The sequence below is a fragment of the Streptomyces sp. NPDC058619 genome, assembly GCF_042717785.1.
Taxonomy (GTDB): domain Bacteria; phylum Actinomycetota; class Actinomycetes; order Streptomycetales; family Streptomycetaceae; genus Streptomyces.
The window spans coordinates 25,757-49,449 of sequence record NZ_JBHXQN010000039.1 but is presented as its reverse complement, the minus strand read 5'-3'; the positions used below and the strand labels follow the sequence as shown (position 1 = coordinate 49,449).

The following is a 23,693-nucleotide window of genomic DNA, read 5'->3' as shown; positions in this document are numbered from 1 at the left end:
ACCGCCCGCGGGAAACGACACCGCCCCGCAGCCGTGGAGGCTGCGGGGCGGCATGCTGTCACCGTTCGGGGTTCTGCGGGAACAGCGGCGGGTCCGGCGGCTTGTTCGACGGGTCCGGCGACTTGGTGGCGCTCTTCGTCGGATCGGGCGACTTGGTGGCGCTCTTCGTCGGGTCCGGCGACTTGGTGACGCTCTTCGTCGGGGTCGGGCTGCTCGCTGGCGGGCTGCTGCTGGGCGAGGGCACCGGGCTGGCGGACGGGCTCGGCGTGGGCGACGGGGAGGGGCTGCGGGACGGTGCCTGAGGGGCGCCCATCTCCGCCTCCGACACGTCGAACTCGCCGGTCTTGGCGCCCTTGAGCGCGGCCAGCGTGTACGACTTCCAGATCTCGGCGGGGAAGCTGGAGCCACCGGCGCGGCCGCCGCCGGCGGTGCCGGTCAGGGTGACCTGCTTGTGGGTGCCCGGCTCCTCGCCGAACATCGCGACGACGGTGACGAGTTCCGGGGTGTAGCCGGTGAACCAGCCGGCCACGTTGGACTCGGTGGTGCCGGTCTTGCCAGCCGCCTCGTAGGCGCTGCTCTTGACCTTGCTGCCGGAGCCGTCGTTGACGACGCCGGTGAGCACCTTGGTGACGGTGTCGGCGGTCTGGCGGCTGACGGCCTGGCTGCCGATGGGCGCCTCGGGCGTGTACTCGCGGTCCTTGTGCTCGGCGGACTTGACGATGGTCGGCGTGACCTTCTTGCCGTGGTTGTCGAGGGTGGCGTAGACGGCGGCCATCTCGACGGTGTTCGCGCTCATCGTGCCGAGCGACATGGCCGGCTTGTCCTCGGGCCAGCCCTCGCGGGTCCGCATGCCGAGGGCGAGGGCAGTCTTCTTCACGGCGGGCGGCGTGACGTCGACGATCATCTGCGCGTAGACGGAGTTCACCGAGAAGTTGGTGGCCTCCTGGACGGTGATCTCCTTGCCGAAGTCCTTGTCGTCCTGGTTCTGCGGGTTGAACGGGATCTTGCTGCCGACGACCTGGCGCTTGCTGGTGCCGTCGTAGAGGGCGTTCGGGGTGATCGGCTTGCCGGACTGGGTGGTGGCGCCGGTCTCCAGCGCGGAGGCCAGCACGACCGGCTTGAAGGTCGACCCCGGCTGGTAGTCCTCGCGCAGGGCGTTGCTCCGGTCCTTGTCCGCCAGACCCGTCCCGCCGTACATCGCGACGATCGCGCCGGTCTTGGGGTCCACGGAGGTGGCGCCGGCCTGGACGCTCTGGTCCTGGGGGCGGTTCTTGGTGTCCTTGCGGTCGAGCTTGGACTCCAGCTCCTCGTTGACCGCCTTCTCCAGCGCTTCCTGCTTCTTCTTGTCGATGTTGAGCGTGATCTCCCAGCCGCCGGCGGCGATCTCGGCGTCGGTGATCTTCTGCCGGTTCATCTCGGCCTCGGCCGCCTGGACCAGGTAGCCCTTCTGGCCGTCCATGCCCGGGGTGGGCTTGGGCTTGATGGGCTCCTGGAAGACCACGGCCTTGCGCTTGGCCTCGTCCAGCTTGCCCATCTCGACCATGTTGTCGAGGACGGCGTTGAAGCGGATCATGACCAGGTTCTTGCCGTTCGGTCCGGCGGTCGCCCAGTCGTACTGGCTGGGGGCCTGGATGACGGCGGCGAGGTAGGCGCCCTGCTCCAGCGTCAGCTTGTCGGCGTCGACGCCGTAGTAGGCCTGGGCCGCGGCCTGGATGCCGTACGCGTTGCGGCCGTAGAAGTTGGTGTTCAGGTAACCGGCGAGGATGTCGTTCTTCTCCAGCCGCTGGTCGACCTTGAGGGAGATCACGAGTTCCCGCAGCTTGCGCGTCGCCGACTGGTCCTGGGTCAGGTAGTAGTTCTTGACGTACTGCTGGGTGATCGTCGAGCCGCCGGCCTTGCCCTTGCCCGTGACGGTGTTGAACAGGCCGCGGGCCAGGCCCATCACGTCGATGCCGCGGTCCTGGTAGAAGGACTTGTTCTCGATGGCGATGAACGCGGTCCGGACGTCTTCCGGGATCTTGTCGATCGGCACGATCGAGCGGTTCGTCTTGCCGACGCGGGCCATGACCGTCCCGTCGGACCACTTGTAGGTGTTGCTCTGCTGAACGGCCAGCTTGTTCGGGTCGGAGGGCTCGTTCACGGAGAAGTAGAGGACGACCGCGGCGGTCATCAGGAGCAGGATCCCCCCGAGGAAGGTGCCGAGGATCTTCTTCCAGGTGAAGAACCGGCGTATGCCACTGCGCTTGCCGGCGCTCTCCTCGCCCTCACCGTGTCCGCTCGGCGCGCGCCGCGCACCGCGCTGCTGCTGCGCCTTACGCACTTCTGCTCGGCCCATCGCTCCCGCTCCGCTCGATTACCCCCCCGACGTCAGCTAACGAAGCTAACACCGCAGGCTGTGACAAAGGATGGTCAACTTTGTTCAATACCGCCCAATTCGGACGTGAGAATCAGCACCCACACCAGTGGAACCGACGCACGTGGGGCCCGAAGGGTTGCCGTACGAAGGAAAAGTGTTATCACTTTGCTAGGCGACCCACGGGCGGCCATCACGCGAAACGGGGCAAACCATGACCACCGAGGCCGTCATACCGGAAGGCGTACGGGAGTTCACCGCACGCAGCGTCGGCGGCGGCCTGCCCCTGCTGCTGGGCCTGGTGGGCGTGGTCGCGGGGGCGGGGCTGATCGCGGGCGGCGCCCTGGCCGCGGCCGCCGCCGTCAAGGCGGCGCTGATAGCGGGCGGCATCCTGCTGACCCTCGCCGCGGTCATCGCGATGACGGGGCTGAACACGATCTCCCCGGGCCAGGCCCGGGTGGTCCAGCTGTTCGGCCGCTACCGGGGCACGATCCGCACGGACGGTTTGCGCTGGGTCAACCCGTTCACCTCGCGCCGCATGATCTCCACGCGGGCCCGCAACCACGAGACGGCCGTCCTGAAGGTCAACGACGCGCACGGCAACCCGATCGAGCTCGCGGCGGTCGTGGTGTGGCGGGTCGAGGACACCGCGCGTGCCGTCTTCGAGGTCGAGGACTTCACCGAGTTCGTCGAGACCCAGACCGAGGCCGCGGTCCGGCACATAGCCATCGAGTACCCGTACGACGCCCACGACGAGGCCGGGCTGTCGCTGCGCGGGAACGCCGAGGAGATCACCGGGAAGCTGGCGATCGAGCTGCACGCCCGTGTGGAGGCGGCCGGCGTGCACATCGTCGAGTCCCGCTTCACGCACCTCGCGTACGCTCCGGAGATCGCCTCCGCGATGCTCCGGCGCCAGCAGGCGGGCGCGGTCGTGGCGGCCCGCAGGCAGATCGTGGAAGGGGCGGTGGGCATGGTCGAACCGGCCCTGACCCGACTGCAGGAGGAGGACATCGTGGAGCTGGACGCGGAGCGCAAGGCCGCGATGGCCTCCAACCTGATGGTGATCCTCTGCGGGGACCGCGCCGCCCAGCCCGTGATCAACACGGGCACCCTCCACCAGTGACCCCGTCCGAGGGCACACCGCCCCCGGCCGACCCGGGCCCGGGGCCCGGGCGGCCGCCCGCGGGCCGGCAGGCGCGCAAGCAGGTACTGCTGCGCCTCGACCCGCAGGTGTACGACGCGCTGGCCCGCTGGGCGGGCGACGAGCTGCGCAGCGCCAACGCCCAGATCGAGTTCCTCCTGCGCCGTGCCCTCTCCGAGGCCGGCCGCCTGCCCCCTGTCCCGGGCCCCCTCCCCCGCCGCGGCCGCCCCCCGAAGTCCGGCTCCGGCCCCGCCGGCGGCTGACCGGCGGGCGGCGGTAGGGGCGGACGGCGGCGCGGGCGGGGTCGGATGCGGCGCGCCCGACCCGGCCCGCGCGCGGTCCCGGCCCCGGCCCCGGCCCCGTGCGGGATCGTGACACGCGCCGCCGATCTGCACGGAAGGACACTTTCCCGCCAGCTATACCCACCACGTATACACCGGGGGTATACACCCCGTGTACAGTCCTCCGCATGTCCATTGGTCACACCCTGCTCGGCCTCCTGGAGGCCGGCCCGCGCCACGGCTACGACCTCAAGCGCGCATTCGACGAGAAGTTCGGCCACGACCGCCCCCTCGCCTACGGACAGGTCTACTCGACCATGTCCCGCCTCCTGAAGAGCGGCCTCGTCGAGGTCGACGGGATCGAGAGCGGCGGCGGTCCCGACCGCAAGCGGTACGCCATCACCGACGCCGGGGTCACCGACGTCGAGGCCTGGCTCGCCCAGCCCGAGAAGCCCGAGCCGTATCTCCACTCGACCCTCTACACCAAGGTCGTCCTCGCCCTGCTCACCGGCCGCAGCGCCGCCGAGCTCCTGGACACCCAGCGCGCGGAACACCTGCGCCTGATGCGCATCCTGACCCAGCGCAAGCGCAAGGGCGACCTCGCCGACCAGCTGGTCTGCGACCACGCCCTGTTCCACCTCGAAGCGGACCTGCGGTGGCTGGAACTCACCGCCGCCCGCCTGGACCAGCTCTCCCGGGAGGTACGCCGATGACCCCGGCCGGCTCGCTCCTCGCCGCCACGGACCTGCGGAAGGCGTACGGACCCACCGCCGCGCTCGACGGCGCCGAGTTCTCCATCCACCCCGGCGAGGTCGTCGCCGTCATGGGCCCCTCCGGCTCGGGCAAGTCGACGCTGCTGCACTGCCTCGCCGGCATCGTCACGCCCGACTCCGGCTCCATCACGTACGCCGGACAGGAACTGTCCGCCATGAACGACGGCCGGCGCAGCGCCCTGCGCCGCAGCGAGTTCGGCTTCGTCTTCCAGTTCGGCCAGCTCGTGCCGGAGCTGACCTGCGTGGAGAACGTCGCCCTCCCGCTCCGCCTGACCGGTGTCAAGCGCAAGGAGGCCGAGGCCACCGCCCTGCACTGGATGGAGCGGCTCCAGGTCGAGGACCTCGGGGCCAAGCGCCCCGGCGAGGTCTCCGGCGGCCAGGGCCAGCGCGTCGCCGTGGCCCGCGCCCTGGTCACCCGGCCCCGGGTCATCTTCGCCGACGAGCCGACCGGCGCCCTGGACTCCCTCAACGGCGAGCTCGTCATGCAGCTGCTGACCGAGGCCGCCCGCTCCGCCAGCGCGGCGGTCGTCCTCGTCACGCACGAGACCCGCGTGGCCGCCTACTCCGACCGCGAGATCGTCGTGCGCGACGGCAGGTCCCGCGACATGGAGCGGATCGTATGAACACGCTCCGCGCCTGGACCCGCGACCTCGCCATGGGCGTCCGCTTCGCCTTCGGCGGCGGCCGCGAGGGCTGGACCCGCACCGCGCTCACCGGCACGGGCGTCGGCCTCGGCGTCGCACTGCTGCTCCTGACCACCGCACTGCCCGGGGCGCTCGCCGCCCGCAACGAGCGCGGCGACGCCCGCTCCACGCTGACCGCGCCCACCGCCGACGGGCCGCGCGCCGACAGCCTGCTCGTCGCGAACGGCAACACGACGTACCGCGGCCTGGACATCGGCGGCTTCCTGGTCCTCGCCGAGGGGCCGCAGGCACCGGTCCCGCCGGGCCTGGAGCGGATCCCCGGGGTCGGCGAACTGGCCGTCTCCCCCGCCCTGGACGCGCTGCTGCGCTCGGCGGACGGCACGCTGCTGCGCGAGCGCCTCGACGGCCCGATCACCCAGGTCATCGCCGACGCCGGCCTGGTCGGTCCGGGCGAGCTCCTCTTCTACCTGGGCAGCGACAAGCCGGCGAAGACCGACCCCGCCGACCACCGCGTCCAGCGGGTCACCGGCTTCGCCAACACCATGGAGACGCCGAAGCCCGACCCGGTGCTGATGCTGCTGATCGTGCTGACGTTCGTCGCCCTCCTCACGCCCGTCGCCGTGTTCATCGCCGCCGCCGTCCGCTTCGGCGGGGAGCGGCGCGACCGGCGGCTCGCCGCGCTGCGGCTCGTGGGCGCCGACGGCCGCATGGTCCGCCGGATCGCCGCCGGCGAGGCTCTGGCCGGTTCCCTGATCGGGCTGGTGCTCGGGGCCGGCTTCTTCGTGGTCGGCCGCTGGCTGGTCGGCACGCTCACCGTCGAACAGCGCAGTGTCTTCCCGGCCGACCTCGACCCGACGCTGTGGCTGGCCGCACTGGTCGCCGTGGCGGTGCCCGCCGCGGCCGTCGCCGTGACCCTGCTCGCCCTGCGCGGGGTCGTCATCGAACCGCTCGGCGTCGTACGGACGGCCACGCCCCGCAAGCGGCGCGTCTGGTGGCGGCTGCTGCTGCCCCTCGGCGGACTGGCGCTCCTCGTCCCGCTGATGGGCCGTGGCAACGAGAGCGGCTACTTCAACGAGTGGCAGGTCACCGGCGGGGTCGTGCTGCTCCTCGTCGGGGTCACCGCCCTGCTGCCCTTGCTGCTGGAACGGTTCGTCGGGCGGCTGTCCGGCGGCCCGGTCTCCTGGCAGCTGGCCGTACGCCGCCTCCAGGTCGGCAGCGGGGCCGCCGCCCGCCTGGTCAACGGCATCGCGGTCGCCGTCGCCGGAGCCATCGCCCTCCAGATGCTGTTCAGCGGCGTCGAGGGCAACTACACGAAGGACACCGGCGAGGACCCGGCCCGGGCCTCGGTCTCGATCCTGATGCACAGCGGCACCGAGTCCCGGGCGGCCGCCCTCGCCCAGGAGATCTCCGGTACGCGGGGCATCTCCAAGACCGTGCCGCTGACCACCTTCGACGCCGCGCACCAGATTCCCGCGGCGGACCGGCGGATCCCCGTCACGGCCGGTACCTGCGAGGCGCTGCGCGAGGTGGCGGTGCTCGACTCCTGCGCGGACGGCGACGCGTTCGTCCTGACCGGCTCCCCCTCCCGGGACACCGGCGCGTACGGGACCACGGCCAAGCCGGGCGACCGGCTCTACGCCGGCAACGTCCTGGGCTACGACGACGGGACCCCGGACGCCGAGAAGGCCGTCACGTGGACCCTCCCGGCCGCCGCCCGCACCGTCGCCAGCCGCGAGGACCCCGTCGGCCAGCTGCGCACGGGCCTGCTGGTGACCCCGGCCGCGGCGCCGAAGGGCGTGCAGGCGGCCCAGTCCGCGCAGATCTTCGTCCAGCTCGACGACTCCGTGCCGGACGCCCTGGACCGGGTCCGCACGGCCGCGTTCAAGGCGGACCCGTTCGCCACCGCGATGACCCTGAAGTCGACCCGGCAGGCCGGTCCGTACTCCACGATCCGCGTCGGGCTGTTCTTCGGCGCGGTCGGGGTGCTCGTCCTGATCGGCGCGAGCCTGCTGGTCTCGCAGCTGGAGCAGCTGCGCGAGCGCCGCAAGCTGCTGTCCTCCCTCGTCGCCTTCGGCACCAAGCGCTCCACCCTGAGCCTGTCGGTGCTCTGGCAGACGGCCCTGCCGGTCGGGCTCGGCCTCGGTCTGGCGGCGGTGGTGGGCATCGGCCTCGGCGCGGTGCTGGTGCGGATGGCGGGCCGGCCCGTCCAGGTGGACTGGGCCTCGGTGGCGGGCATGACCGGCGTCGGCGCGGGCGTGGTCGTCCTGGTGACCCTGCTCAGCCTGCCGCCGCTGCTGCGCCTGATGCGCCCGGACGGCCTGCGTACGGAGTGAGCCCCGGGGGGCAGGGCCGGTCCCCCCGGGCCGGGGGCCGCTACCCGTCGGTGGGCCACACGGGCAGCGGCCGTACGGCTTCGCGCAGCGCGGCGGCGATCGCCCGGAATTCCTCCTGCCGCGCGGTCCCGGTCCGCATGGCCAGCGCGATCCGCCGCGAGGGGGCCGGCTCGGCGAAGCAGCCGGTGGCCAGGTACTCGTTGCGGGCGGTCTCCAGCCGCAGCGCGGTCCGCGGCAGCAGCGTCACGCCCAGTCCCCCGGCGACCAGCTGTACGAGCGTGGACAGTCCGGCCGCCGTGGTCGTGACGTCCGCGCCCGCCGTGCGCCCGGCCTCGCGGCAGATGTCGAGGGCCTGGTCCCGCAGGCAGTGCCCCTCGTCGAGCAACAGCAGCTGGAGCCCCCGCAGTTCCTCGCGGGGGATGTCCCGGCGCCCGGCCAGCGGGTGCTCCCGCGTCGCGAGGAGGACGAAGTCCTCGTCGAACACGGGTAGTTCGGTGACCCCGGGCATCCCGAGCGGGACCGCGAGCAGCAGCAGGTCGAGGCGGCCGCCGGCCAGCCCCTCCAGCAGCGTGTCGGTCTGCTCCTCGTGCACCTGGAGGTCCATCCGCGGGTAGCGGCGGTGGAACAGCCCGAGCACGGTCGGCAGCAGGTACGGGGCGACCGTGGGGATCACCCCGAGCCGCAGCACCCCGGTGAAGGGGGCCCGTACGGCCTCGGCCTCCTCCAACAGCCCTCCCACGGCGTCCAGTACGACGCGGGTCCGGGCGGCGATCCGCTCGCCGGCCTGGGACAGCAGCACCTTGCGGGTGGTCCGTTCCAGCAGCTGCACGCCGAGGGTCTCCTCCAGCGCGGAGACGGACCCGGAGAGCGCGGGCTGGCTCATGCCGATGGCCGCGGCCGCGTCCCGGAAGTGCAGGTGCTCGGCGACCGCCGCGAAGGCGCGCAGCTGCGCCAGGGTCGGCTGCTTCACTCCCCTGTTACCGATAGCCACTGATAGGCACCTCCGATCACTCGACACAAGAGTAGCTATTTCCGTAATCAATGCAGCTGTGTCAGCATGTGAGATCCGTCCAACCCCCTGGGAAAGCCCTCAAAAAGGTCACTTCCCGATGCGCAAGGAGAGCACGTGCTCACTGTCGGCGACAAGTTCCCCACCTACGATCTGACCGCTTGCGTCTCGCTCGAGGCCGGCAGCGAGTTCGCCCAGATCGACCACAAGACCTATGAGGGCAAGTGGCGCGTGGTGTTCTTCTGGCCGAAGGACTTCACCTTCGTCTGCCCGACCGAGATCGCCGCCTTCGGCAAGCTCAACGAGGAGTTCCTGGACCGCGACGCCCAGGTCCTCGGCGTCTCCGGCGACTCCGAGTTCGTCCACCACGCCTGGCGCAAGGACCACGCCGACCTGCGTGACCTGCCCTTCCCGATGCTGGCCGACTCCAAGCACGAGCTCATGCAGGCGTGCGGCATCCAGGGCGAGGACGGCTTCGCCCAGCGCGCCGTCTTCATCATCGACCAGAACAACGAGATCCAGTTCACGATGGTGACCGCCGGTTCCGTGGGCCGTAACCCCAAGGAGGTCCTGCGGGTCCTCGACGCCCTGCAGACCGACGAGCTGTGCCCCTGCAACTGGAACAAGGGCGAGGGCACCCTCGACGCCGGCTCGCTGCTGGCCGGTGAGTGACGGATGTCCCTCGACTCCCTGAAGTCCGCCATACCGGACTTCGCCAAGGACCTGAAGCTGAACCTCGGCTCGGTCATCGGCAACAGCGACCTGCCCGCCCAGCAGCTGTGGGGCACGGTCCTGTCCTGCGCGATCGCCGCCCGCTCCCCGCAGGTCCTGCGTGAGCTGGAGCCGGAGGCGAAGGCGAACCTGTCGCCGGAGGCGTACACCGCCGCCAAGTCCGCCGCGGCGATCATGGCGATGAACAACGTCTTCTACCGCACCCGCCACCTGCTCTCCGACCCGGAGTACGGCACGCTGCGGGCGGGCCTGCGGATGAACGTCATCGGCAACCCGGGCGTGGAGAAGGTCGACTTCGAGCTGTGGTCGCTCGCCGTCTCGGCCATCAACGGCTGCGGCCAGTGCCTGGACTCGCACGAGCAGGTCCTGCGCAAGGCCGGCGTCGACCGCGAGACGGTCCAGGAGGCCTTCAAGATCGCCTCGGTGATCCAGGCCGTCGCGGTCACCCTCGACGGGGAGGCGACGCTGGCCGCCGCCACCGCCGAGTAGGTCCCCACCGCACGACGCGGTACCGCACGACGCGCAGGGCCCCGCCGCCGATCCCGGCAGCGGGGCCCTGCGCGTGCGGTCGCTCCCCCGGCGCGGCCGTCAGCTCCTCAGTGCGGCCATCAGAGCCCGTACGTCCTCGATCATGGCCGCCTTGATCGCGTCCTCGTCCGGCGTCTCGTCGTCCGGCCCGGTCGACCACTCCACCGAGAGGGTGAACACGGCGCCGCCGTCCAGGACGTGGAGCTGCGGCCCCTGGTCCCCGACGGAGTCGGTGAGCAGGGCCCGCTCGCCGAGTCCCGCCACCTCCTCGTGCCGCACGGCCCCGCGCCGCAGGTGCGGGGTGAGCCCCGGTCCGGCAGCGAACTCCGCCTCGGGGTCGGCCTTCTTGTGCAGCTCCACGAGCAGCTCGGCCCCGTAGACCACCTCCTCGGCGGCGGAGCCCGCCGCGTAGGACCTGTAGGAGCAGTACGCCCAGTCGCCCGCGGGGCTCTCGCCCAGACTCGGCGACGTCGGTCCGACAACGCCTGCGGCCCGCGCCAGGGCGGACAACGGCGCCTCCCGGCACAGGTCTTGGCTGATGCGGTACGCCAGCGGCGGCGGTTCCTGGCCCTTACGGTCCGCCATGCCCAGGACGGCGGCCCACACCGCCGAGGCGGCCACCGCCCCGCCCAGCGCCCACCACCAGGGCCGGCCCCGTACGGGCGCGGCCGCGCCCACCTCGTCCGGTCCGGCGGCCGTCGCCCGGGCCGCGCTGCCGTAGTCGTCCCACGCCCCGTCGATCTCGGGCTCCGATATCACGGCTCTCCCCCCGCGGTCGTCACGTGCGCAGCGCCGCCATCAGCGCCCGCACGTCTTTGGTCATGGCCGCGTCCAGGGCCTTCCGGCCGGGCCGCGCACGGCTTTCCCCTCCGTCGCCCTCGCCGCCCTCCTGCGGGGCGTCGGCGTCCCGTGCGGGACCGCCGATCCAGATCAGCCGGAGGCTGAACACGGTCCCCCCGTCGCGGACTTTGAGGTGCACGTCGGAGCCGTCCCCGCGCGCGTTGATCAGCGCCCGTTCCCCGAGTCCGGACACCGGCTCCCAGGACATGCCCCCGTCCGGCGTGCCGAACATCCGGTCGTACTGGCCGCCGGCCTCGAACTCGGCGGCCGGGTCGGTCCGTTTGTGGAGCTCGACCTCGGCCTGCAGCATGTAGTTGTCCGACCCCATGGGGTTGCTGTCGGAGCGGCCGCAGGACGCCCAGTCGATGGCCGGATGGCGGCTCTCGTGGTGCATCTCCGTCGAACTCGACAGGTCGGACAGCAGCGGGCTCAGTGCCTCCGCCGCGAACTGCTCGCACAGGTTGTCCGGGACCCGGTAGCGCATCTCGGGCCGGGCCAGCCGGTCCCCGAAGGCGTAGAGGCCGACCCCCCACAGGACCGAGGTGGCCACCGCGGTCGCCGCGACCCACCGCCACGGCCGGCCGGGCCCCCGTTCGGGCGGCGGGGCCTGTTCCGCCACTTCGGCCGGTCGCGCGGACTCCCATTCCCCGTCGAGCTCGGGCTCGCTGATCATTTCCCCGCCCCCCGTGTGGCCCGCTAGGCCCGACCGTCCGCCGGTTCGTCCGGTTCCCGCTCCACGGCCGTCGCCCCGTGCGGCGCGGGCCCCGCGGGCGTCGCGCCGTCCAGCTGCTGTTCGCGCGAGTACGCCCTCAGGTACCCGACCGCCGTGTTGGTGACGGCGACCAGCGGTACGGCGACCACGGCCCCGCCGATGCCCGCGATCAGCCCGCCGGCCGCGACCGAGAGCACCACCGCGAGGGGGTGTACCCGTACCGCGCGGCCCAGGATGAAGGGCTGGAGCACGTGGCCCTCGATCTGCTGCACCGCCAGGACCACGAGGAGGACCATGGCCGCGATGAACGGCCCCTGGGTCACCAGCGCCACGACCACCGCGAGGGCGCCCGAGATGACGGCGCCGACGAGCGGGATGAAGGCGAACAGGAAGATGAAGACGGCGAGCGGCACGGCCATCGTCACGTCGAGGAAGTACAGCCCGAGGCCGATGAAGATGGCGTCGATGAGCGCGACGAGAACGGTGCCGCGCACGTACGCGGTCAGCGTGCGCCAGGCGCGCGGTCCGGCTCCGGCCACACCGGGGCGGGCCGGCGCGGGGACGAGGCCGAGCGCCCAGGTCCAGATCCGCTTGCCGTCGTAGAGCAGGAAGAGCGTCGAGAACATCGCGAGCAGCATGCCCGTCAGGACCTCGACGAGCACCGTCACGCCCTGCAGCCCGGCGGAGGTGATCTCCTCCGTGTTGGTGCCGATGGTCTCGCTGAGGTTCTTCGCGATGTCGTTGATCTGCTTCTCGGTCACGTGGAACGGACTGTCCAGTGCCCACAGCTTGAGCTCGTTGATGCCGTCGCGGACCCGGTCGGAGAGGTCGTCGAGGTTGTCCATCACCTGCCAGACCACGAACCAGCCGACGAGCCCGATGACGACGAAGCCGAGGATCGCGGTGACGGCGGTGGCCAGGCCCCGGGGCAGGCCGAGGCGGCGCAGCCGGACCACGAAGGGCTGGAGCATCGCCGTGACGAGGAGGGCTGCGGCGAAGGCCAGGACCACCAGGCGGACTTCGCTGATCACCTTCATCAGCACCCAGAGCATCCCGGCGAGGAGCAGCAGGCGCCAGCTGACCTCCGCGGCGACCCGTACGCCCCACGGGACCACGCTCACCGGGTCGGGGCGTTCGGGGGCGGACCGCGCGACGGCGTGCCCGTGCGCCTCGGGGCGGGACGGGGCGGACGCGGCGGAGCGCGGCAGGTCGCCCCGGGTTTCGGCCTCCACCTCGGCGCGCCGCTCGTCGAGCCGGGCCTCCATCCGGTTCAGCCTGTTCCCGAGCCGGCCGAGCCAGCCTGCCCACTTCGACATGTCGTTCCTCTCCCCGCCCCACTGGTCACAGACATCCGACCGTACACGCGGGAAGCCCCGCACCGTAGGACGGTGCGGGGCTTCCCGGAGTCGGGCGGGGCTCAGTGGCCGCGCCTAGTACCAGCCGTTGGCCTGGTGGAAGCTCCAGGCCTGGCAGGGGCCGCCGTAGCGGTCCTCCATGTAGTTCAGGCCCCACTTGATCTGCGTGGCGGGGTTGGTGCGCCAGTCGGCACCGGCCGAGGCCATCTTCGAACCCGGGAGCGCCTGGACCAGACCGTACGCGCCCGAGGACGAGTTGACGGCCTTGTAGTTCCAGGTGGATTCCTGGTTGATGATCTTCGAGAAGCACTGGAACTGGGCCGCCGGGACCATCTGCTGCGCGATGGCCTTGACCTGGGCGACCGTGTACGAGCTCTGCGGCGCGAAGTCGCCGGCGTCGCGGGCGGCGGAGCGGCTGGCGACCTGCTCCTTCTCCTCGCGGTCCTCCTTGGCCTTGGCGTCGGCTTCGGCCTTCTTGTCCGCCGCGGCCTTCTCCGCTTCCGCCTTCTTGGTCTTGGCGGTCTCGGCGGCCTGGATCCGCGCCGATTCCTCGGCCGAGCGCTTGGCGTCGGCGTCGGCGGCCTGGACGATGGCGTCGGCCTGCTGCGTCAGGGACGCGCTCTGGACCTGAGCCTGGTCGCCGACCGGGATGTCTGTGAGGAGAGTCGCGCCCGACGCGGTCGTCTCGAGATCGTTCGTGGTGGGGTCGCCTGCGGCAACTCCCACGACTGCGCCCACGGTGGTGACCGCGGTGGCCGAAGCCACTGCGAACCCCCGGACCGAGATCCGACTCACATGGTGTCCTTCCAGCAGCGTCCGCAGGACCGGGCGGGCGCAAGAGTGCCCCTCGACACTGGCCTCCGTGGTGCATTGGTCGCTGGAGACGCTGGCCCGTGGACAACTCCCTTGCAGGGGCTGCCGTGTGAATCCGGGCGGCATACGGCATCGAGTGTGGAGTTGTGGTGCTGCGCGTACCTCACGGGAGATACAGGTGTGCCGTATGCGGGGCCTGACGGAAACCAGACTCTGCCGGACGGCGGCGGCACAGGGCAATTCTCCACTGCGTGGGAAAGGTCACACCTGGCATGTCACCGTTGTTTTCGCCAAAGGGCTGTGCAGCGCGACGCCGTCCGGCTAGGCTCCTCGGCCTTTGCCGGACGGCGTCAACTCGCTTTCCCCCTATGGGGTTTTTGACCCTTTCGGGCGTCCTCCGGAGGTCAGAGGGTTTCGAGCATCTCGGTGACCAGTGCCGCGATCGGGGACCGCTCGGAACGAGTCAGCGTGATGTGCGCGAAGAGCGGATGCCCCTTCAGCTTCTCGACCACGGCGACCACTCCGTCGTACCGGCCGACCCTGAGGTTGTCCCGCTGGGCCACGTCGTGGGTGAGGACCACCCGCGAATTGGCCCCGATCCGGGACAGGACGGTCAGCAGGACGTTGCGCTCCAGCGACTGCGCCTCGTCCACGATCACGAAGGCGTCGTGCAGCGAGCGGCCGCGGATGTGCGTGAGCGGCAGGACCTCCAGCATCCCCCGGTTCAGCACCTCCTCGATGACCTCCCGCCCGGCCACGGCCGAGAGGGTGTCGAAGACCGCCTGCGCCCAGGGGCTCATCTTCTCGGACGCGTCCCCGGGCAGGTAGCCGAGCTCCTGCCCGCCGACCGCGTACAGCGGCCGGAAGACCATCACCTTCTGATGCTGCCTCCGTTCCAGCACGGCCTCCAGGCCCGCGCAGAGCGCCAGTGCCGACTTTCCGGTGCCGGCCCGGCCGCCCATCGAGAGGATCCCGATCTCCGGGTCGAGGAGGAGGTCGAGCGCGATCCGCTGCTCGGCGCTGCGGCCGTGCAGCCCGAAGGCCTCGCGGTCGCCCCGTACGAGCTTCACGTTCCCGTCCGCCGTGACGCGGCCCAGCGCCTTGCCCCGCTCGGACTGGAGGACCAGCCCGGTGTGCACGGGCAGTTCCGCCGCCTCGGGGACGTAGAGCCGCTCCTCCGAGAAGAGGAGGTCCACCTGCTCCCCGGACAGGGCGAGCTCGCTCATCCCCGTCCATCCGGCGTCGGTGATCGCGAGCTCCGCGCGGTACTCCTCGGCGATCAGCCCCACGGAGGAGGCCTTGATGCGCAGCGGGAGATCCTTCGACACGACCGTGACGTCGTACCCCTCGGCCTGGAGGTTGCGGGCGACGGCGAGGATCCGCGAGTCGTTGTCCCCCAACCGGAAGCCGGCGGGCAGGACGCCGGGGTCGGAGTGGTTGAGCTCGACACGCAGGGTGCCGCCCAGATCGCCCAGGGGGATGGGTGCGTCGAGACGTCCGTACCGGACCCGGAAGTCGTCGAGCAGGCGGAGTGCCTGGCGGGCGAAGTAGCCGAGTTCGGGATGGTGCCTCTTCGCCTCCAGCTCGGTGATCACCACGATCGGGAGCACGACCTCGTGCTCGTCGAAGCGGGAGATCGCGTTGGGGTCTGCCAGCAGGACGCTGGTGTCGAGGACATAGGTCCGCCTGTCGGGCAGGCGGCGCTTCGTGCTGGTCACCACGGAAGGACGTACCCCCTCGGAAGAGGTCGGGCCATGAAGACCGGACCGGTCATCGGCACCCATGCCAGGGCCGATTTCCGGCCCTCCCGTCCGACCGTGCGAACCGCACGCGCGTCCTGGTGCAAAGGGCCTCCCGGGCGGACGACCCCATGCCGTCCGCTGAGACTCGACACCCGTGGATCGGGCATCGACCTGAAAGGGATATTCCCCGATCAGGCCAGGCCATGCCATGGCATATGACGGACGCTCGGTGAATCCCTGGTGAAGGCTTCGAGGGAAGGGCGTGTCGGGGCCGGGAATGCGCCGAGGGGGTGTCGGCCGTCCCGGTGACGTCAGGTTCCGTACCGCCGGTGACGGGCGGCGTAGTCGCGCAGGGCCCGGAGGAAGTCCACCTTCCGGAAGGCCGGCCAGAAGACCTCGCAGAAGTAGTACTCCGAATGCGCGCTCTGCCAGAGCATGAATCCGGACAGCCGCTGCTCGCCGCTGGTGCGGATCACGAGGTCCGGGTCGGGCTGGCCGCGCGTGTAGAGGTGCTCGGCGATGTGGTCGATGTCCAGGATCTCGGCGAGCTGCTCGAAGGAGGTGCCCTTCTGCGCGTGCTCCAGGAGCAGCGAGCGGACCGCGTCGGCGATCTCCTGGCGGCCTCCGTAGCCGACGGCGACGTTGACCGTTATCCCGTTGACGTCGTGGGTGGCCTGCTCGGCCTCCTTGAGGACCGTCTGGGTCTGCCCGGGCAGGATGTCCAGGTTGCCGACGTGGTGGACGCGCCAGCGGCCGTCCGCGGCGAGGCCCCGCACGGTGTTCTCGATGATGTTGAGCAGGGGGCGGAGTTCGACCTCCGGCCGGTCCAGGTTGTCCGTGGAGAGCATCCACAGGGTGACGACCTCGACGTCCGTCTCCGTGCACCAGCCGAGCATCTCGGAGATCTTGTCGGCTCCGGCCTGGTGGCCCTGCTCCGTCGTGCCTCCGGACGCCTTCGCCCAGCGCCTGTTCCCGTCCAGGATGACGCCGATGTGCTTGGGCGCCGCATCATGGTCGAGGCGGCCTTCCACCCGGCGTGCGTAGAGCCTGTACACCAGGTCGCGCAGCTTCACGATCTTCCAGCCCCTCCGTGCAATGCCCCCGTGCGAATTGCGGTCCCCCGAGTGCGCCACATTACTGCGCGGTGGGGAGGGGTACCCAACTCGGTCTGTCACAACTCCGTGATAGGGAGGACAACGTGACTGATACCAATCCCTATCGGGCAGAGCCCTCCCGCTACGACTCCATGGAGTACCGACGCACCGGCCACAGCGGCCTCAAGCTCCCCGCGATCTCCCTCGGCCTCTGGCACAACTTCGGTGACGACAAGTCCCTGGAGTCCCAGCGGGCGATCCTGCGCCGGGCCTTCGACCTCGGCGTCACCCACTTCGACCTGGCGAACAACTACGGTCCTCCGCCCGGCTCGGCCGAGCTGAACTTCGGCAAGGTCTTCGCGCAGGACTTCGCGTCCCTGCGCGAGGAGCTGGTGCTGTCGACCAAGGCCGGCTACCTGATGCACGCGGGCCCGTACGGGGAGTGGGGCAGCCGCAAGTACCTGCTCGGCTCCCTCGACGCCTCGCTGAAGCGGATGGGCGTCGACTACGTGGACGTCTTCTACTCGCACCGCTTCGACCCGGAGACCCCGCTGGAGGAGACCATGGGCGCCCTGGCGTCCGCGGTCCAGCAGGGCAAGGCGCTGTACGTCGGCGTCTCCTCGTACACCGCGGAGCAGACGGCAGAGGCGGCCCGGATCCTGCGCGACATGGGGGTGCGGCCGCTGATCCACCAGCCCTCGCACTCCATGATCAACCGCTGGACGGAGGAGGACGGGCTGCTGGACACCCTGGAGGAGGCCGGCATGGGCTGCATCTCCTTCGCGCCGCTGGCTCAGGGGCTGCTGACCGGCAAGTACCTCAAGGACATCCCGGAGGGCTCGCGGGCCACGCAGGGCAAGTCCCTCAACCCGGACCTGCTGTCCGATGACGTGGTGCGCCGGCTGAACGGGCTGAACGACATCGCGGCGCGGCGCGGTCAGTCGCTGGCGCAGCTGGCACTGACGTGGGTGCTCCGGGACGAGCGCATGACCTCGGCCCTGATCGGGGCGTCGAGCGTGCGGCAGCTGGAGGAGAACGTGGCCGCGCTGGCCGGGGCGCCGCTCTCGGAGGCGGAGCTGGAGGAGATCGATTCCTTCGCGGTGTCCACCCCCGGCGCCAACATCTGGGCCCAGCGCGGCTGACCTGCGCTATCGCCGGCGGCCGGGCCCCGGGGCGCGGAGAACAAAAAACGGGCCGGTCCGTGGGGGGGATACGGACCGGCCCGAGGGGGGGAGTTCCACCATAACCCTTCGTAAAGCGTGATGCGTGCATTGCCGCGCCACGATTACGCTCCGAAACCACCCAGCAGCAATCCGGTGAGAGCCCCGGCCGCCATGAAGGGTCCGAAGGCGAAGCCCTGCTTGCGGGTGGCGGAGCCCCGCAGGACAAGGGCGAGGCCGTACAGGGACCCGTAGAGGAAGCCCAGGAAGGCCCCGGCGGCCCATACCCCCCACCCGTACCACCCAAGAGCGACCCCCAGGGAGAGCGCCAGCTTGACGTCGCCGAAGCCCATGCCTGCGGGGTTCACGAGGAAGAGCACCAGGTACGCCCCTCCGAGCGCGGCCCCGCCGAGCAGCGCGAGCCGCCAGGAGCCCGCGGCGCCGGGCAGCGCCGCGGCCGCCCCGAGCAGGGCCGCGGTCGCGGCGGCGAGCGGCAGGGTCAGGACGTCGGGCAGCCGGTGCACGGCCCGGTCGACGAGCGCGAGCAGCAGGGCGGCGGGCGCGAGCCCGACGAACGCCCAGGCCTCGGGCCGCCACCCGGCGGCGGCCCCGACCGCGGCGCACACGACCCCGCCCAGCAGCGCGAGCGGAACGCCCCGCCGCCCGTACCGGTGCGCCACCGCGACCCCGGGCGGGTCCGCGGCTCCCGGAGCGGGCGCGGCGGATCCCGCCGACACCCCCGCCGGCTCACCGGTCCGGCTCCGGCGCGGCGCACAGCGGGCCGGGCCGAGCCAGCCGTACAGCGGGTGCCCCTCCGGGCACCGGTCCCGCCAGGGCTCCCCCGGCGGGACGGAGAGGCGGTACGCGGCGCGCGGCAGCAGCAGCCCCGCGACCAGCCCGTACGCGGCGGCAAGCACGATCACGACCACACCCATCCGCCGAACGGTAGGGCCGCCCGCCCCACCCCGCCAGGGCGCACGCACCCGGAGCCCCGCCGGCACTGGAGGCCCACCCCGAGCCCGCCGGCACCTGAGACCCACCCCCAGCCCGCCGACACCGGAGGCCCACCCCAGCCCCGCCGGCGCTTGAGGCGCACCCCCAGCCCCGCCGGCGCTTGAGGCGCGGGGTCCGGGGCGGAGCCCCGGCAGCGGACCCGCACCGGCACGCACATCCGCACCCACACCCGCACCCGCACCCCGGACGGGACCGGCACCCCCCGGACGGAACCGCGACCACCTAAGGTGCCGCCATGGCGACTTGGCACGACGGCACGGCCACCCTCCGGGTCGGAGACGTGGCGGTACCCCTGGAGATCGCCGCCTCCTACCGGGCCCGCACCCGCGGCCTGCTGGGGCGGGACGGCGTCGACGGGGCGCTGCTGCTGACCCCGGCGGCGAGCGTGCACACGTTCCGGATGCGGTTCCCGATCGACGTGGCCCACCTGGACCGGCACCTGCGGGTGCTCGCGGTCGTCACGATGCGCCCCGGCCACCTCGGGCTGCCCCGGCTCCGCTCCCGGCACGTGCTGGAGGCGGCGGCGGGCGCGATGGCCGGTTGGGGGCTGACGGCCGGTACCACCGTGAAGGTGGACGTACCCGGGCGTCTCACGCCCGGGTAGGCGGTGCTGCGGCGTGGCGGTAGGTTGGGGCGGTTGAGCTGGGGTGGCAGGGGAGCGGCATGACGGAGAACGCGCGGATCAAGGCGCTGGAGCAGATCATGCCGGCGACGCACGGCGCCGACGAGGACATCGACTGGCCGGCGGCCGAGGCGGTGTGGGGTATCCGGTTCCCGGCGGACTTCGTCGCCTTCATGGGCCGCTACGGCGCGGGCTCGATCAACGGCGAGGCCAGCATCCTGCTGCCGCTGCCCAAGCCGGGGCTCCAGTGGGATCCCGCCCAGATGGCCGAGGAGACCGGCAACGCCCGGCAGGTCTGGGAGGCCGAGGGCGGCCGCGCGGCCTTCGACGTGGACCCGGAGGCGATCGTCGCCTGGGGTGTGACCGGCGGGTCCGACATCCTGTGCTGGCTCACCTCCGACCCCGACCCGAACCGGTGGCCGGTCCTGGTGTGCGGGCGGCACACGGCCGATTCCTTCGCCGTGTATCCGTACGGCATGGCCGAGTTCCTCTACCGGCTCTGCTCGGACGAGTTCGACGTGAGCCCCGTCAGCATCACGTTCTGGGACGGCGGCCACCTCAGCTTCGTGCACTGGAGGAAGGCGCAGCGCCGGTGGCAGGAGGGCCGCAACCCGGAGACGGGCGAGCCCGACCCGTACGCCGGCGAGTTCGCCGACTGACCGACGCTCCCCCGCCCGGGCCCGTTCCGCGACAGGAAACGGGCTTTTCGGCATGTCTACGCGCGTCCGGAATGTTGATCACATATCGGAAAACACCAGTCGGAAAAGCCCCAGTTGGAGCATTGACCACAAAGACGCCCCCAATGGAATCAACCACCCCTCCCTCAGGAGAGAATTCCGGCCAACGGGCCATGGAGGGACACCTCGACCCGGAGTAACTCATAAGTAATAACGGGATCCAAAAGAAAATCAGGGGAATACACCCGTGCGACGAAGAATCTTCAGTGCGGCCGCCACCACGGTCGTGCTCGGTCTGCTGATACCCGTGGCCGGATGCGGGCTGTCCGACGACGGCGCCGACGGGGGCGGCACGCTGCGCCTGGTGGCCGCCGAGTACGGCGACACCCCGGCCACGAGCTCCAAGGCCTTCTGGGACAGGCTGACGGAGGATTTCACCGCCGCCCATCCCGGCATCAAGGTCGAGGTGAAGCTCCTGCCGTGGACCGACATCGACCGCGAGGTCACCCGCATGGTCAAGGCGGGCAACGCCCCGGACCTGGCCCTCATGGGCGGTTACTCGGACTTCGCGGCGCAGGGCAAGCTCTATCCCGCCGACGAGCTCCTCTCGGTCACCGCCGAGGCGAACTTCCTCCAGCCCCTCGCCGAGGCCGGTTCCGTCGGCAACACCCTGTACGGCCTGCCCTTCGTGGCGAGCAGCCGCCTGCTGTTCTACAACGAGGCGCTCTTCACGAAGGCCGGCGTCGCCGCCCCCAAGACCTGGGCCGACCTCAAGACCGCCGCCAAGGCCCTCAAGGACAAGGGCGTGAAGTACCCGTTCGCCCTGCCCCTGGGCCCCGAGGAGGCGCACGCGGAGGCGATGATCTGGGAGCTGAGCAACGGCGGCGGCTACGCCGACAGCAGCGGCAACTACAGCCTCGCCTCCGACCAGAACGTCGAGACCTGGCAGTGGGTCAAGGACAACCTGGTCACGCCGGGACTCGTCGGCCCCACCCCGCCCGGACAGCTCAACCGCGCCGACGCCTTCGCCGCGTTCCTGCGCGGGGAGGTCGGCATGCTGAACGGCTACCCCTCGCTCGCGCACGAGGCGCGGGGCAAGGGCATCACCGTCGGCACCGTCGACATGCCGGTGTCGAACACCCTCGGCGCCGGGGAGAGCACGCCGGCCGTGGGCGTCGCCGACTGGATGATGGCGTTCAAGCAGAACGGCAACCGTGCGGAGATCGGCGCGTTCCTGGACTTCGTGTACCAGGACAAGAACCTGACGGACTTCGCGGGCCGCTACCACCTGCTGCCGTCCACCGTCTCCGCCTCGCGCACCCCGGCCGGCGGCGGCCTCGACACGAACGACCAGTTGTTCCTCACCGCGCTGCGCGGCGCCCAGCTCTACCCGGTGAACGACCCGTCCTGGGTGAAGGTCAGCGACACCATCAAGCGCAACATCGGGCGGGCCGTGGAGCCGGCCGGCGACCCGAAGGCCGTGCTCGACGACATCGCCGCCCAGGCGAACGAGGCGGCAAAGAAGAACTGAAGGGCCCCGTGAGACGGGACCTTCGCCCCGTGCCGCCTCCCACCCCCGTGCGGCACGATGGCCAGTACGGCACTCGATCCGAGGCCGCCGGCCCAGTCGCCCGCCGAGCACCCACAAGGTGCGCGGGGCGGCCGGCCCCCGCCTCCCGGCCCCGCCCGGCCCGCGCCTCCCCGGCCCCGCCCGGTCCGCGTACCGCCCGGCCCCCGCGGTCCGCGTCAGCCCTGCTTGCCGTGGTCGGCGGAGAAGGCGGTGCGGTACTCCTCGCAGCTGGAGTCCCAGCGCAGGGTGCCCGTCAGCGTCCCGTAGCCCGAGCGCGTGACCGACCACTCCACCGTGTACTCACCGGTGTCGCAGGCGATCCGCCTGGTTCCCGCGACCTTCTTGCGGCCCGTCGCCGCGCTGCCCGTCAGCTCCTCGCGCACCTCTCCCGCCACGGCCCGCTTCGCGGTGCGCAGTACGGCGTGCACGACGATCGGGTGCTTGCCGTCCTTGGTGGTCAGTGCCTTCTTGACCAGCGTGGAGTCCGACACCGACCAGGCGAACTCGTACGACGGCCGCCACGCCAGGGTCTTGGGGTCGGCGACCTTCCGCTCCCACTCCGGCGCGCCCGAGGGGCCGGGCTTGGTGACCGTCTTGTACTGGATCCCGGGGTGGAAGCGGAACTGGCCCTCCACTTTGTGCATCTCGTCCTTGGTCCACATCGACTTCATGGACTTCTCCCCGCCGGCGGGGTCCTGGAGGAAGGCCGTCCCCTCCGCGGCGGTGGCCGCCTGGCCGAGGGCGGGGGCGAGGGCCGCGGTGGCTGCGGCGAGGGCGAGAGCGGCGATGCGGGTGCGCTTCATGCCGGGACCAACGGGCGTCCGCGGGGGGCCGGAACGACGCCGGGCGCGCTTTCACCCGTACGGGAGCCCGGCCCACCTGGTGGTGGCGCTGCTCGTGCAGGACGGCGTACTGGAGCTGGACCGCCGGGGCGGTGTCGGCGTACCGCCCGGAGTTCACCGGACGGGGCTTCGACTACCCGGGGCCCGGCGGCGGTACGTCAGGGTGGACGGGGTCAGGCCTGGCCGGTCTCGAAGCGGCCGACCCGGCCGTCGTCGGTGACCGTGAAGCGCCAGGCGGTGCGCATCTCGCCCCACGTGTCGTTGCGGTAGTCGACGACCAGGGCGCGGCCCCCGTCGGACTCGGACTCGACGGACATGTGGCCGCGGCAGGAGAAGATCTCCTTCTCCGTCCACTGGATCAGATCACGGTCGGACCCGTCGTCGGACATGGTCGCGCCGGGCGTGAGGACGGCGCGGAAGGCGTCCCGGTCGCCCGCGTTGACGGCGGTGACGAAGGCGCGGACGGCGGGGTCGGAGAGTTGGCTCGGCTCGATCACGGGGGCCTCCTGGGACGGCGGGGCGGACTTGCGCGACCCAGGGAACACCGGGCGGCGGGCCGGGGCGCCGACCGTCACCCGTTCGCCCCGGACGGCGTGTCAGGAGGCCTTGCCCCCGCCGGACTCCGCGGCTCCGGAGGCTGCGCCCGCCTCCGCGCCACCGGGGGCTTCGACGGCGTCGGGGGCGGTGCGGACCGGGAAGCCGGTCGGCCGGCCCTGCTGCTTCAGCCAGGCGAGCACCCCGTCGAGCGCCTCGACGGTCTGCGCGCGGTTGCCGCCGCCGTCGTGGAAGAGGACCGTCGGGCCGTTGCCGATCTCGCGCTTCACGGCCTCGACGATGGCGCCCGCGCCGGGCTTGCCGAAGTCCTTCGTGTCGACGTTCCAGCCGAGCGGCCGCATCCCGTTCGCGGCGGCGATGCGCCGGCTGTCGGGCGTGAACGCGCCGCCGGGGGCCCGGTAGTACCCCACTCTCGCGCCGCCCGCGGCCGCTTCGATCAGCTTCTTCGCGTCCAGGATCTGCTGCTCCTGGTAGGCGACCGGCTTCTTGTCCATGGCGGTGTCGTGGTTCATGGTGTGGTCACAGAGGCGGTGGCCCGCCGCGGCGACCCGCTTGACCAGGTCGGGGTGGGCCTCGGCCTGGGGGCCGCCTGCTCGTCGTCCGCGTCCGCGGCCGGGGCCGCGGGTCCGCCCCCGCGCAGCGGGACCTCCTTGACGAACCAGGCGGCCGCGAAGTCCGGTACGGCGATGGCCGCGCCGAGCAGGAACGCCGAGTGGGTGCCGGCGGCCACCGCGTGCTGGCAGGCGTCGCGTACGGCTTCGGGCAGCTTGGCCAGGCTCGCGGCGTCCAAAGATGTTCCTCCAGCACGTGGAGGGCGACCCGGAGGAGACCCGCCGGGCGCTGGAGGTCGCGACGGACCTCATCACGCAGGCCCACCACGACGCGTAGCGAACGCTGCCCGCC

Annotated in this window: 22 protein-coding genes and 3 pseudogenes; 12 read left to right on the top strand and 13 right to left on the bottom strand. The window is 71.7% G+C overall.

The window, feature by feature from the left end; genetic code table 11:
* Nucleotides 1-58: 58 nt before the first annotated feature.
* Complete coding sequence (locus ACFWTC_RS28605) at nt 59-2,335, bottom strand: transglycosylase domain-containing protein (protein WP_383920019.1); 2,277 nt, start codon at nt 2,333-2,335, stop codon at nt 59-61.
* 232 nt (nt 2,336-2,567) lie between these two features.
* On the opposite strand from ACFWTC_RS28605, the gene ACFWTC_RS28600 reads away from it, so the two are divergent.
* The 5 genes from ACFWTC_RS28600 (at nt 2,568) to ACFWTC_RS28580 (ending at nt 7,525) form a co-directional block, all read left to right on the top strand.
* Nucleotides 2,568-3,476 (top strand): SPFH domain-containing protein, encoded by a 909-nt coding sequence (locus ACFWTC_RS28600; RefSeq protein ID WP_383920022.1) that lies wholly within the window; start codon nt 2,568-2,570, stop codon nt 3,474-3,476.
* Entirely contained in the window at nt 3,473-3,757 is a 285-nt protein-coding gene (locus tag ACFWTC_RS28595; protein ID WP_383920025.1) for a hypothetical protein, read from the top strand. Before ACFWTC_RS28600 ends, ACFWTC_RS28595 begins: the two co-directional genes overlap by 4 nt.
* Nucleotides 3,758-3,963: 206 nt before the next feature.
* Nucleotides 3,964-4,488: a PadR family transcriptional regulator gene (locus tag ACFWTC_RS28590; RefSeq protein ID WP_383920028.1), complete on the top strand. Its 525-nt coding sequence runs from the start codon at nt 3,964-3,966 to the stop codon at nt 4,486-4,488.
* On the top strand, nt 4,485-5,171 hold the full coding sequence (locus tag ACFWTC_RS28585) for an ABC transporter ATP-binding protein (protein ID WP_383920031.1): 687 nt from the start codon (nt 4,485-4,487) through the stop codon (nt 5,169-5,171). The genes ACFWTC_RS28590 and ACFWTC_RS28585 overlap by 4 nt, the downstream gene beginning before the upstream one ends.
* On the top strand, nt 5,168-7,525 hold the full coding sequence (locus ACFWTC_RS28580) for an ABC transporter permease (protein WP_384028949.1): 2,358 nt from the start codon (nt 5,168-5,170) through the stop codon (nt 7,523-7,525). The genes ACFWTC_RS28585 and ACFWTC_RS28580 overlap by 4 nt, the downstream gene beginning before the upstream one ends.
* Nucleotides 7,526-7,565: 40 nt before the next feature.
* Here the strand turns inward: ACFWTC_RS28580 and ACFWTC_RS28575 are convergent, their stop codons facing one another.
* Complete coding sequence (locus ACFWTC_RS28575) at nt 7,566-8,516, bottom strand: hydrogen peroxide-inducible genes activator (protein ID WP_383920037.1); 951 nt, start codon at nt 8,514-8,516, stop codon at nt 7,566-7,568.
* 135 nt (nt 8,517-8,651) lie between these two features.
* Here ACFWTC_RS28575 and ACFWTC_RS28570 point away from each other — a divergent pair, with 135 nt between their 5' ends.
* Both ACFWTC_RS28570 and ACFWTC_RS28565 read left to right on the top strand, forming a co-directional pair.
* Nucleotides 8,652-9,206 (top strand): peroxiredoxin, encoded by a 555-nt coding sequence (locus tag ACFWTC_RS28570; RefSeq protein WP_383920040.1) that lies wholly within the window; start codon nt 8,652-8,654, stop codon nt 9,204-9,206.
* A gap of 3 nt (nt 9,207-9,209) precedes the next feature.
* On the top strand, nt 9,210-9,755 hold the full coding sequence (locus tag ACFWTC_RS28565) for an alkyl hydroperoxide reductase (RefSeq protein WP_384028951.1): 546 nt from the start codon (nt 9,210-9,212) through the stop codon (nt 9,753-9,755).
* Nucleotides 9,756-9,854: 99 nt separating this feature from the next.
* On the opposite strand, the gene ACFWTC_RS28560 is transcribed toward ACFWTC_RS28565, so the two are convergent.
* From ACFWTC_RS28560 to ACFWTC_RS28535, 6 genes are all read right to left on the bottom strand, one after another.
* Nucleotides 9,855-10,553 (bottom strand): hypothetical protein, encoded by a 699-nt coding sequence (locus ACFWTC_RS28560; protein ID WP_384028953.1) that lies wholly within the window; start codon nt 10,551-10,553, stop codon nt 9,855-9,857.
* A gap of 19 nt (nt 10,554-10,572) precedes the next feature.
* Complete coding sequence (locus tag ACFWTC_RS28555; RefSeq protein ID WP_383920048.1) at nt 10,573-11,307, bottom strand: hypothetical protein; 735 nt, start codon at nt 11,305-11,307, stop codon at nt 10,573-10,575.
* Between the two features lie 23 nt (nt 11,308-11,330).
* Nucleotides 11,331-12,662: an AI-2E family transporter gene (locus ACFWTC_RS28550; protein ID WP_384028955.1), complete on the bottom strand. Its 1,332-nt coding sequence runs from the start codon at nt 12,660-12,662 to the stop codon at nt 11,331-11,333.
* Nucleotides 12,663-12,776: 114 nt separating this feature from the next.
* Nucleotides 12,777-13,514: a transglycosylase SLT domain-containing protein gene (locus ACFWTC_RS28545; protein ID WP_384028981.1), complete on the bottom strand. Its 738-nt coding sequence runs from the start codon at nt 13,512-13,514 to the stop codon at nt 12,777-12,779.
* Nucleotides 13,515-13,918: 404 nt separating this feature from the next.
* Nucleotides 13,919-15,235 (bottom strand): PhoH family protein, encoded by a 1,317-nt coding sequence (locus tag ACFWTC_RS28540; RefSeq protein WP_383920053.1) that lies wholly within the window; start codon nt 15,233-15,235, stop codon nt 13,919-13,921.
* A 332-nt stretch (nt 15,236-15,567) separates the two neighbouring features.
* A complete protein-coding gene (locus ACFWTC_RS28535; RefSeq protein ID WP_267718261.1) occupies nt 15,568-16,329 on the bottom strand; it encodes an isoprenyl transferase in 762 nt (253 codons plus the stop codon).
* Between the two features lie 125 nt (nt 16,330-16,454).
* Here ACFWTC_RS28535 and mgrA point away from each other — a divergent pair, with 125 nt between their 5' ends.
* Nucleotides 16,455-17,492 (top strand): L-glyceraldehyde 3-phosphate reductase, encoded by a 1,038-nt coding sequence (mgrA, locus tag ACFWTC_RS28530; protein WP_384028957.1) that lies wholly within the window; start codon nt 16,455-16,457, stop codon nt 17,490-17,492.
* A 143-nt stretch (nt 17,493-17,635) separates the two neighbouring features.
* Here mgrA and ACFWTC_RS28525 read toward each other — a convergent pair whose 3' ends face one another.
* Nucleotides 17,636-18,445: a prepilin peptidase gene (locus ACFWTC_RS28525; RefSeq protein ID WP_383920059.1), complete on the bottom strand. Its 810-nt coding sequence runs from the start codon at nt 18,443-18,445 to the stop codon at nt 17,636-17,638.
* Between the two features lie 314 nt (nt 18,446-18,759).
* Between ACFWTC_RS28525 and ACFWTC_RS28520 the strand changes: the two genes are divergently transcribed.
* The 3 genes from ACFWTC_RS28520 to ACFWTC_RS28510 all read left to right on the top strand — a co-directional run bounded on the left by ACFWTC_RS28520 (nt 18,760) and on the right by ACFWTC_RS28510 (nt 21,354).
* Complete coding sequence (locus ACFWTC_RS28520) at nt 18,760-19,128, top strand: DUF192 domain-containing protein (RefSeq protein ID WP_383920062.1); 369 nt, start codon at nt 18,760-18,762, stop codon at nt 19,126-19,128.
* 59 nt (nt 19,129-19,187) lie between these two features.
* Nucleotides 19,188-19,805: an SMI1/KNR4 family protein gene (locus ACFWTC_RS28515; RefSeq protein ID WP_383920064.1), complete on the top strand. Its 618-nt coding sequence runs from the start codon at nt 19,188-19,190 to the stop codon at nt 19,803-19,805.
* 265 nt (nt 19,806-20,070) lie between these two features.
* Complete coding sequence (locus ACFWTC_RS28510) at nt 20,071-21,354, top strand: extracellular solute-binding protein (protein WP_383920066.1); 1,284 nt, start codon at nt 20,071-20,073, stop codon at nt 21,352-21,354.
* 215 nt (nt 21,355-21,569) lie between these two features.
* Here the strand turns inward: ACFWTC_RS28510 and ACFWTC_RS28505 are convergent, their stop codons facing one another.
* The 4 genes and pseudogenes from ACFWTC_RS28505 to ACFWTC_RS28490 all read right to left on the bottom strand — a co-directional run.
* Nucleotides 21,570-22,196 (bottom strand): hypothetical protein, encoded by a 627-nt coding sequence (locus ACFWTC_RS28505; protein WP_383920069.1) that lies wholly within the window; start codon nt 22,194-22,196, stop codon nt 21,570-21,572.
* Between the two features lie 212 nt (nt 22,197-22,408).
* Entirely contained in the window at nt 22,409-22,732 is a 324-nt protein-coding gene (locus ACFWTC_RS28500) for a nuclear transport factor 2 family protein (protein ID WP_383920072.1), read from the bottom strand.
* A gap of 99 nt (nt 22,733-22,831) precedes the next feature.
* Nucleotides 22,832-23,377: pseudogene (locus ACFWTC_RS28495) on the bottom strand (polysaccharide deacetylase family protein); the annotation flags it as partial.
* Nucleotides 23,299-23,580, bottom strand: a pseudogene (locus ACFWTC_RS28490) (hypothetical protein); the annotation flags it as partial. The pseudogenes ACFWTC_RS28490 and ACFWTC_RS28495, both read right to left, overlap by 79 nt.
* An 8-nt stretch (nt 23,581-23,588) precedes the next feature.
* Here ACFWTC_RS28490 and ACFWTC_RS28485 point away from each other — a divergent pair.
* Nucleotides 23,589-23,678 (top strand): annotated as a pseudogene (locus ACFWTC_RS28485) (TetR family transcriptional regulator); the annotation flags it as partial.
* Nucleotides 23,679-23,693: the final 15 nt, after the last annotated feature.

Coding starts and splice junctions, on each gene's coding strand:
- ACFWTC_RS28505 (WP_383920069.1), bottom strand. CDS start 22,196: ATGAAGCGCACCCGCATCGCCGCTCTCGCCCTCGCCGCAGCCACCGCG.
- ACFWTC_RS28565 (WP_384028951.1), top strand. CDS start 9,210: ATGTCCCTCGACTCCCTGAAGTCCGCCATACCGGACTTCGCCAAGGAC.
- ACFWTC_RS28525 (WP_383920059.1), bottom strand. CDS start 18,445: ATGGGTGTGGTCGTGATCGTGCTTGCCGCCGCGTACGGGCTGGTCGCG.
- ACFWTC_RS28580 (WP_384028949.1), top strand. CDS start 5,168: ATGAACACGCTCCGCGCCTGGACCCGCGACCTCGCCATGGGCGTCCGC.
- ACFWTC_RS28585 (WP_383920031.1), top strand. CDS start 4,485: ATGACCCCGGCCGGCTCGCTCCTCGCCGCCACGGACCTGCGGAAGGCG.
- ACFWTC_RS28555 (WP_383920048.1), bottom strand. CDS start 11,307: ATGATCAGCGAGCCCGAGCTCGACGGGGAATGGGAGTCCGCGCGACCG.
- ACFWTC_RS28605 (WP_383920019.1), bottom strand. CDS start 2,335: ATGGGCCGAGCAGAAGTGCGTAAGGCGCAGCAGCAGCGCGGTGCGCGG.
- ACFWTC_RS28600 (WP_383920022.1), top strand. CDS start 2,568: ATGACCACCGAGGCCGTCATACCGGAAGGCGTACGGGAGTTCACCGCA.
- ACFWTC_RS28515 (WP_383920064.1), top strand. CDS start 19,188: ATGACGGAGAACGCGCGGATCAAGGCGCTGGAGCAGATCATGCCGGCG.
- ACFWTC_RS28520 (WP_383920062.1), top strand. CDS start 18,760: ATGGCGACTTGGCACGACGGCACGGCCACCCTCCGGGTCGGAGACGTG.
- ACFWTC_RS28550 (WP_384028955.1), bottom strand. CDS start 12,662: ATGTCGAAGTGGGCAGGCTGGCTCGGCCGGCTCGGGAACAGGCTGAAC.
- ACFWTC_RS28590 (WP_383920028.1), top strand. CDS start 3,964: ATGTCCATTGGTCACACCCTGCTCGGCCTCCTGGAGGCCGGCCCGCGC.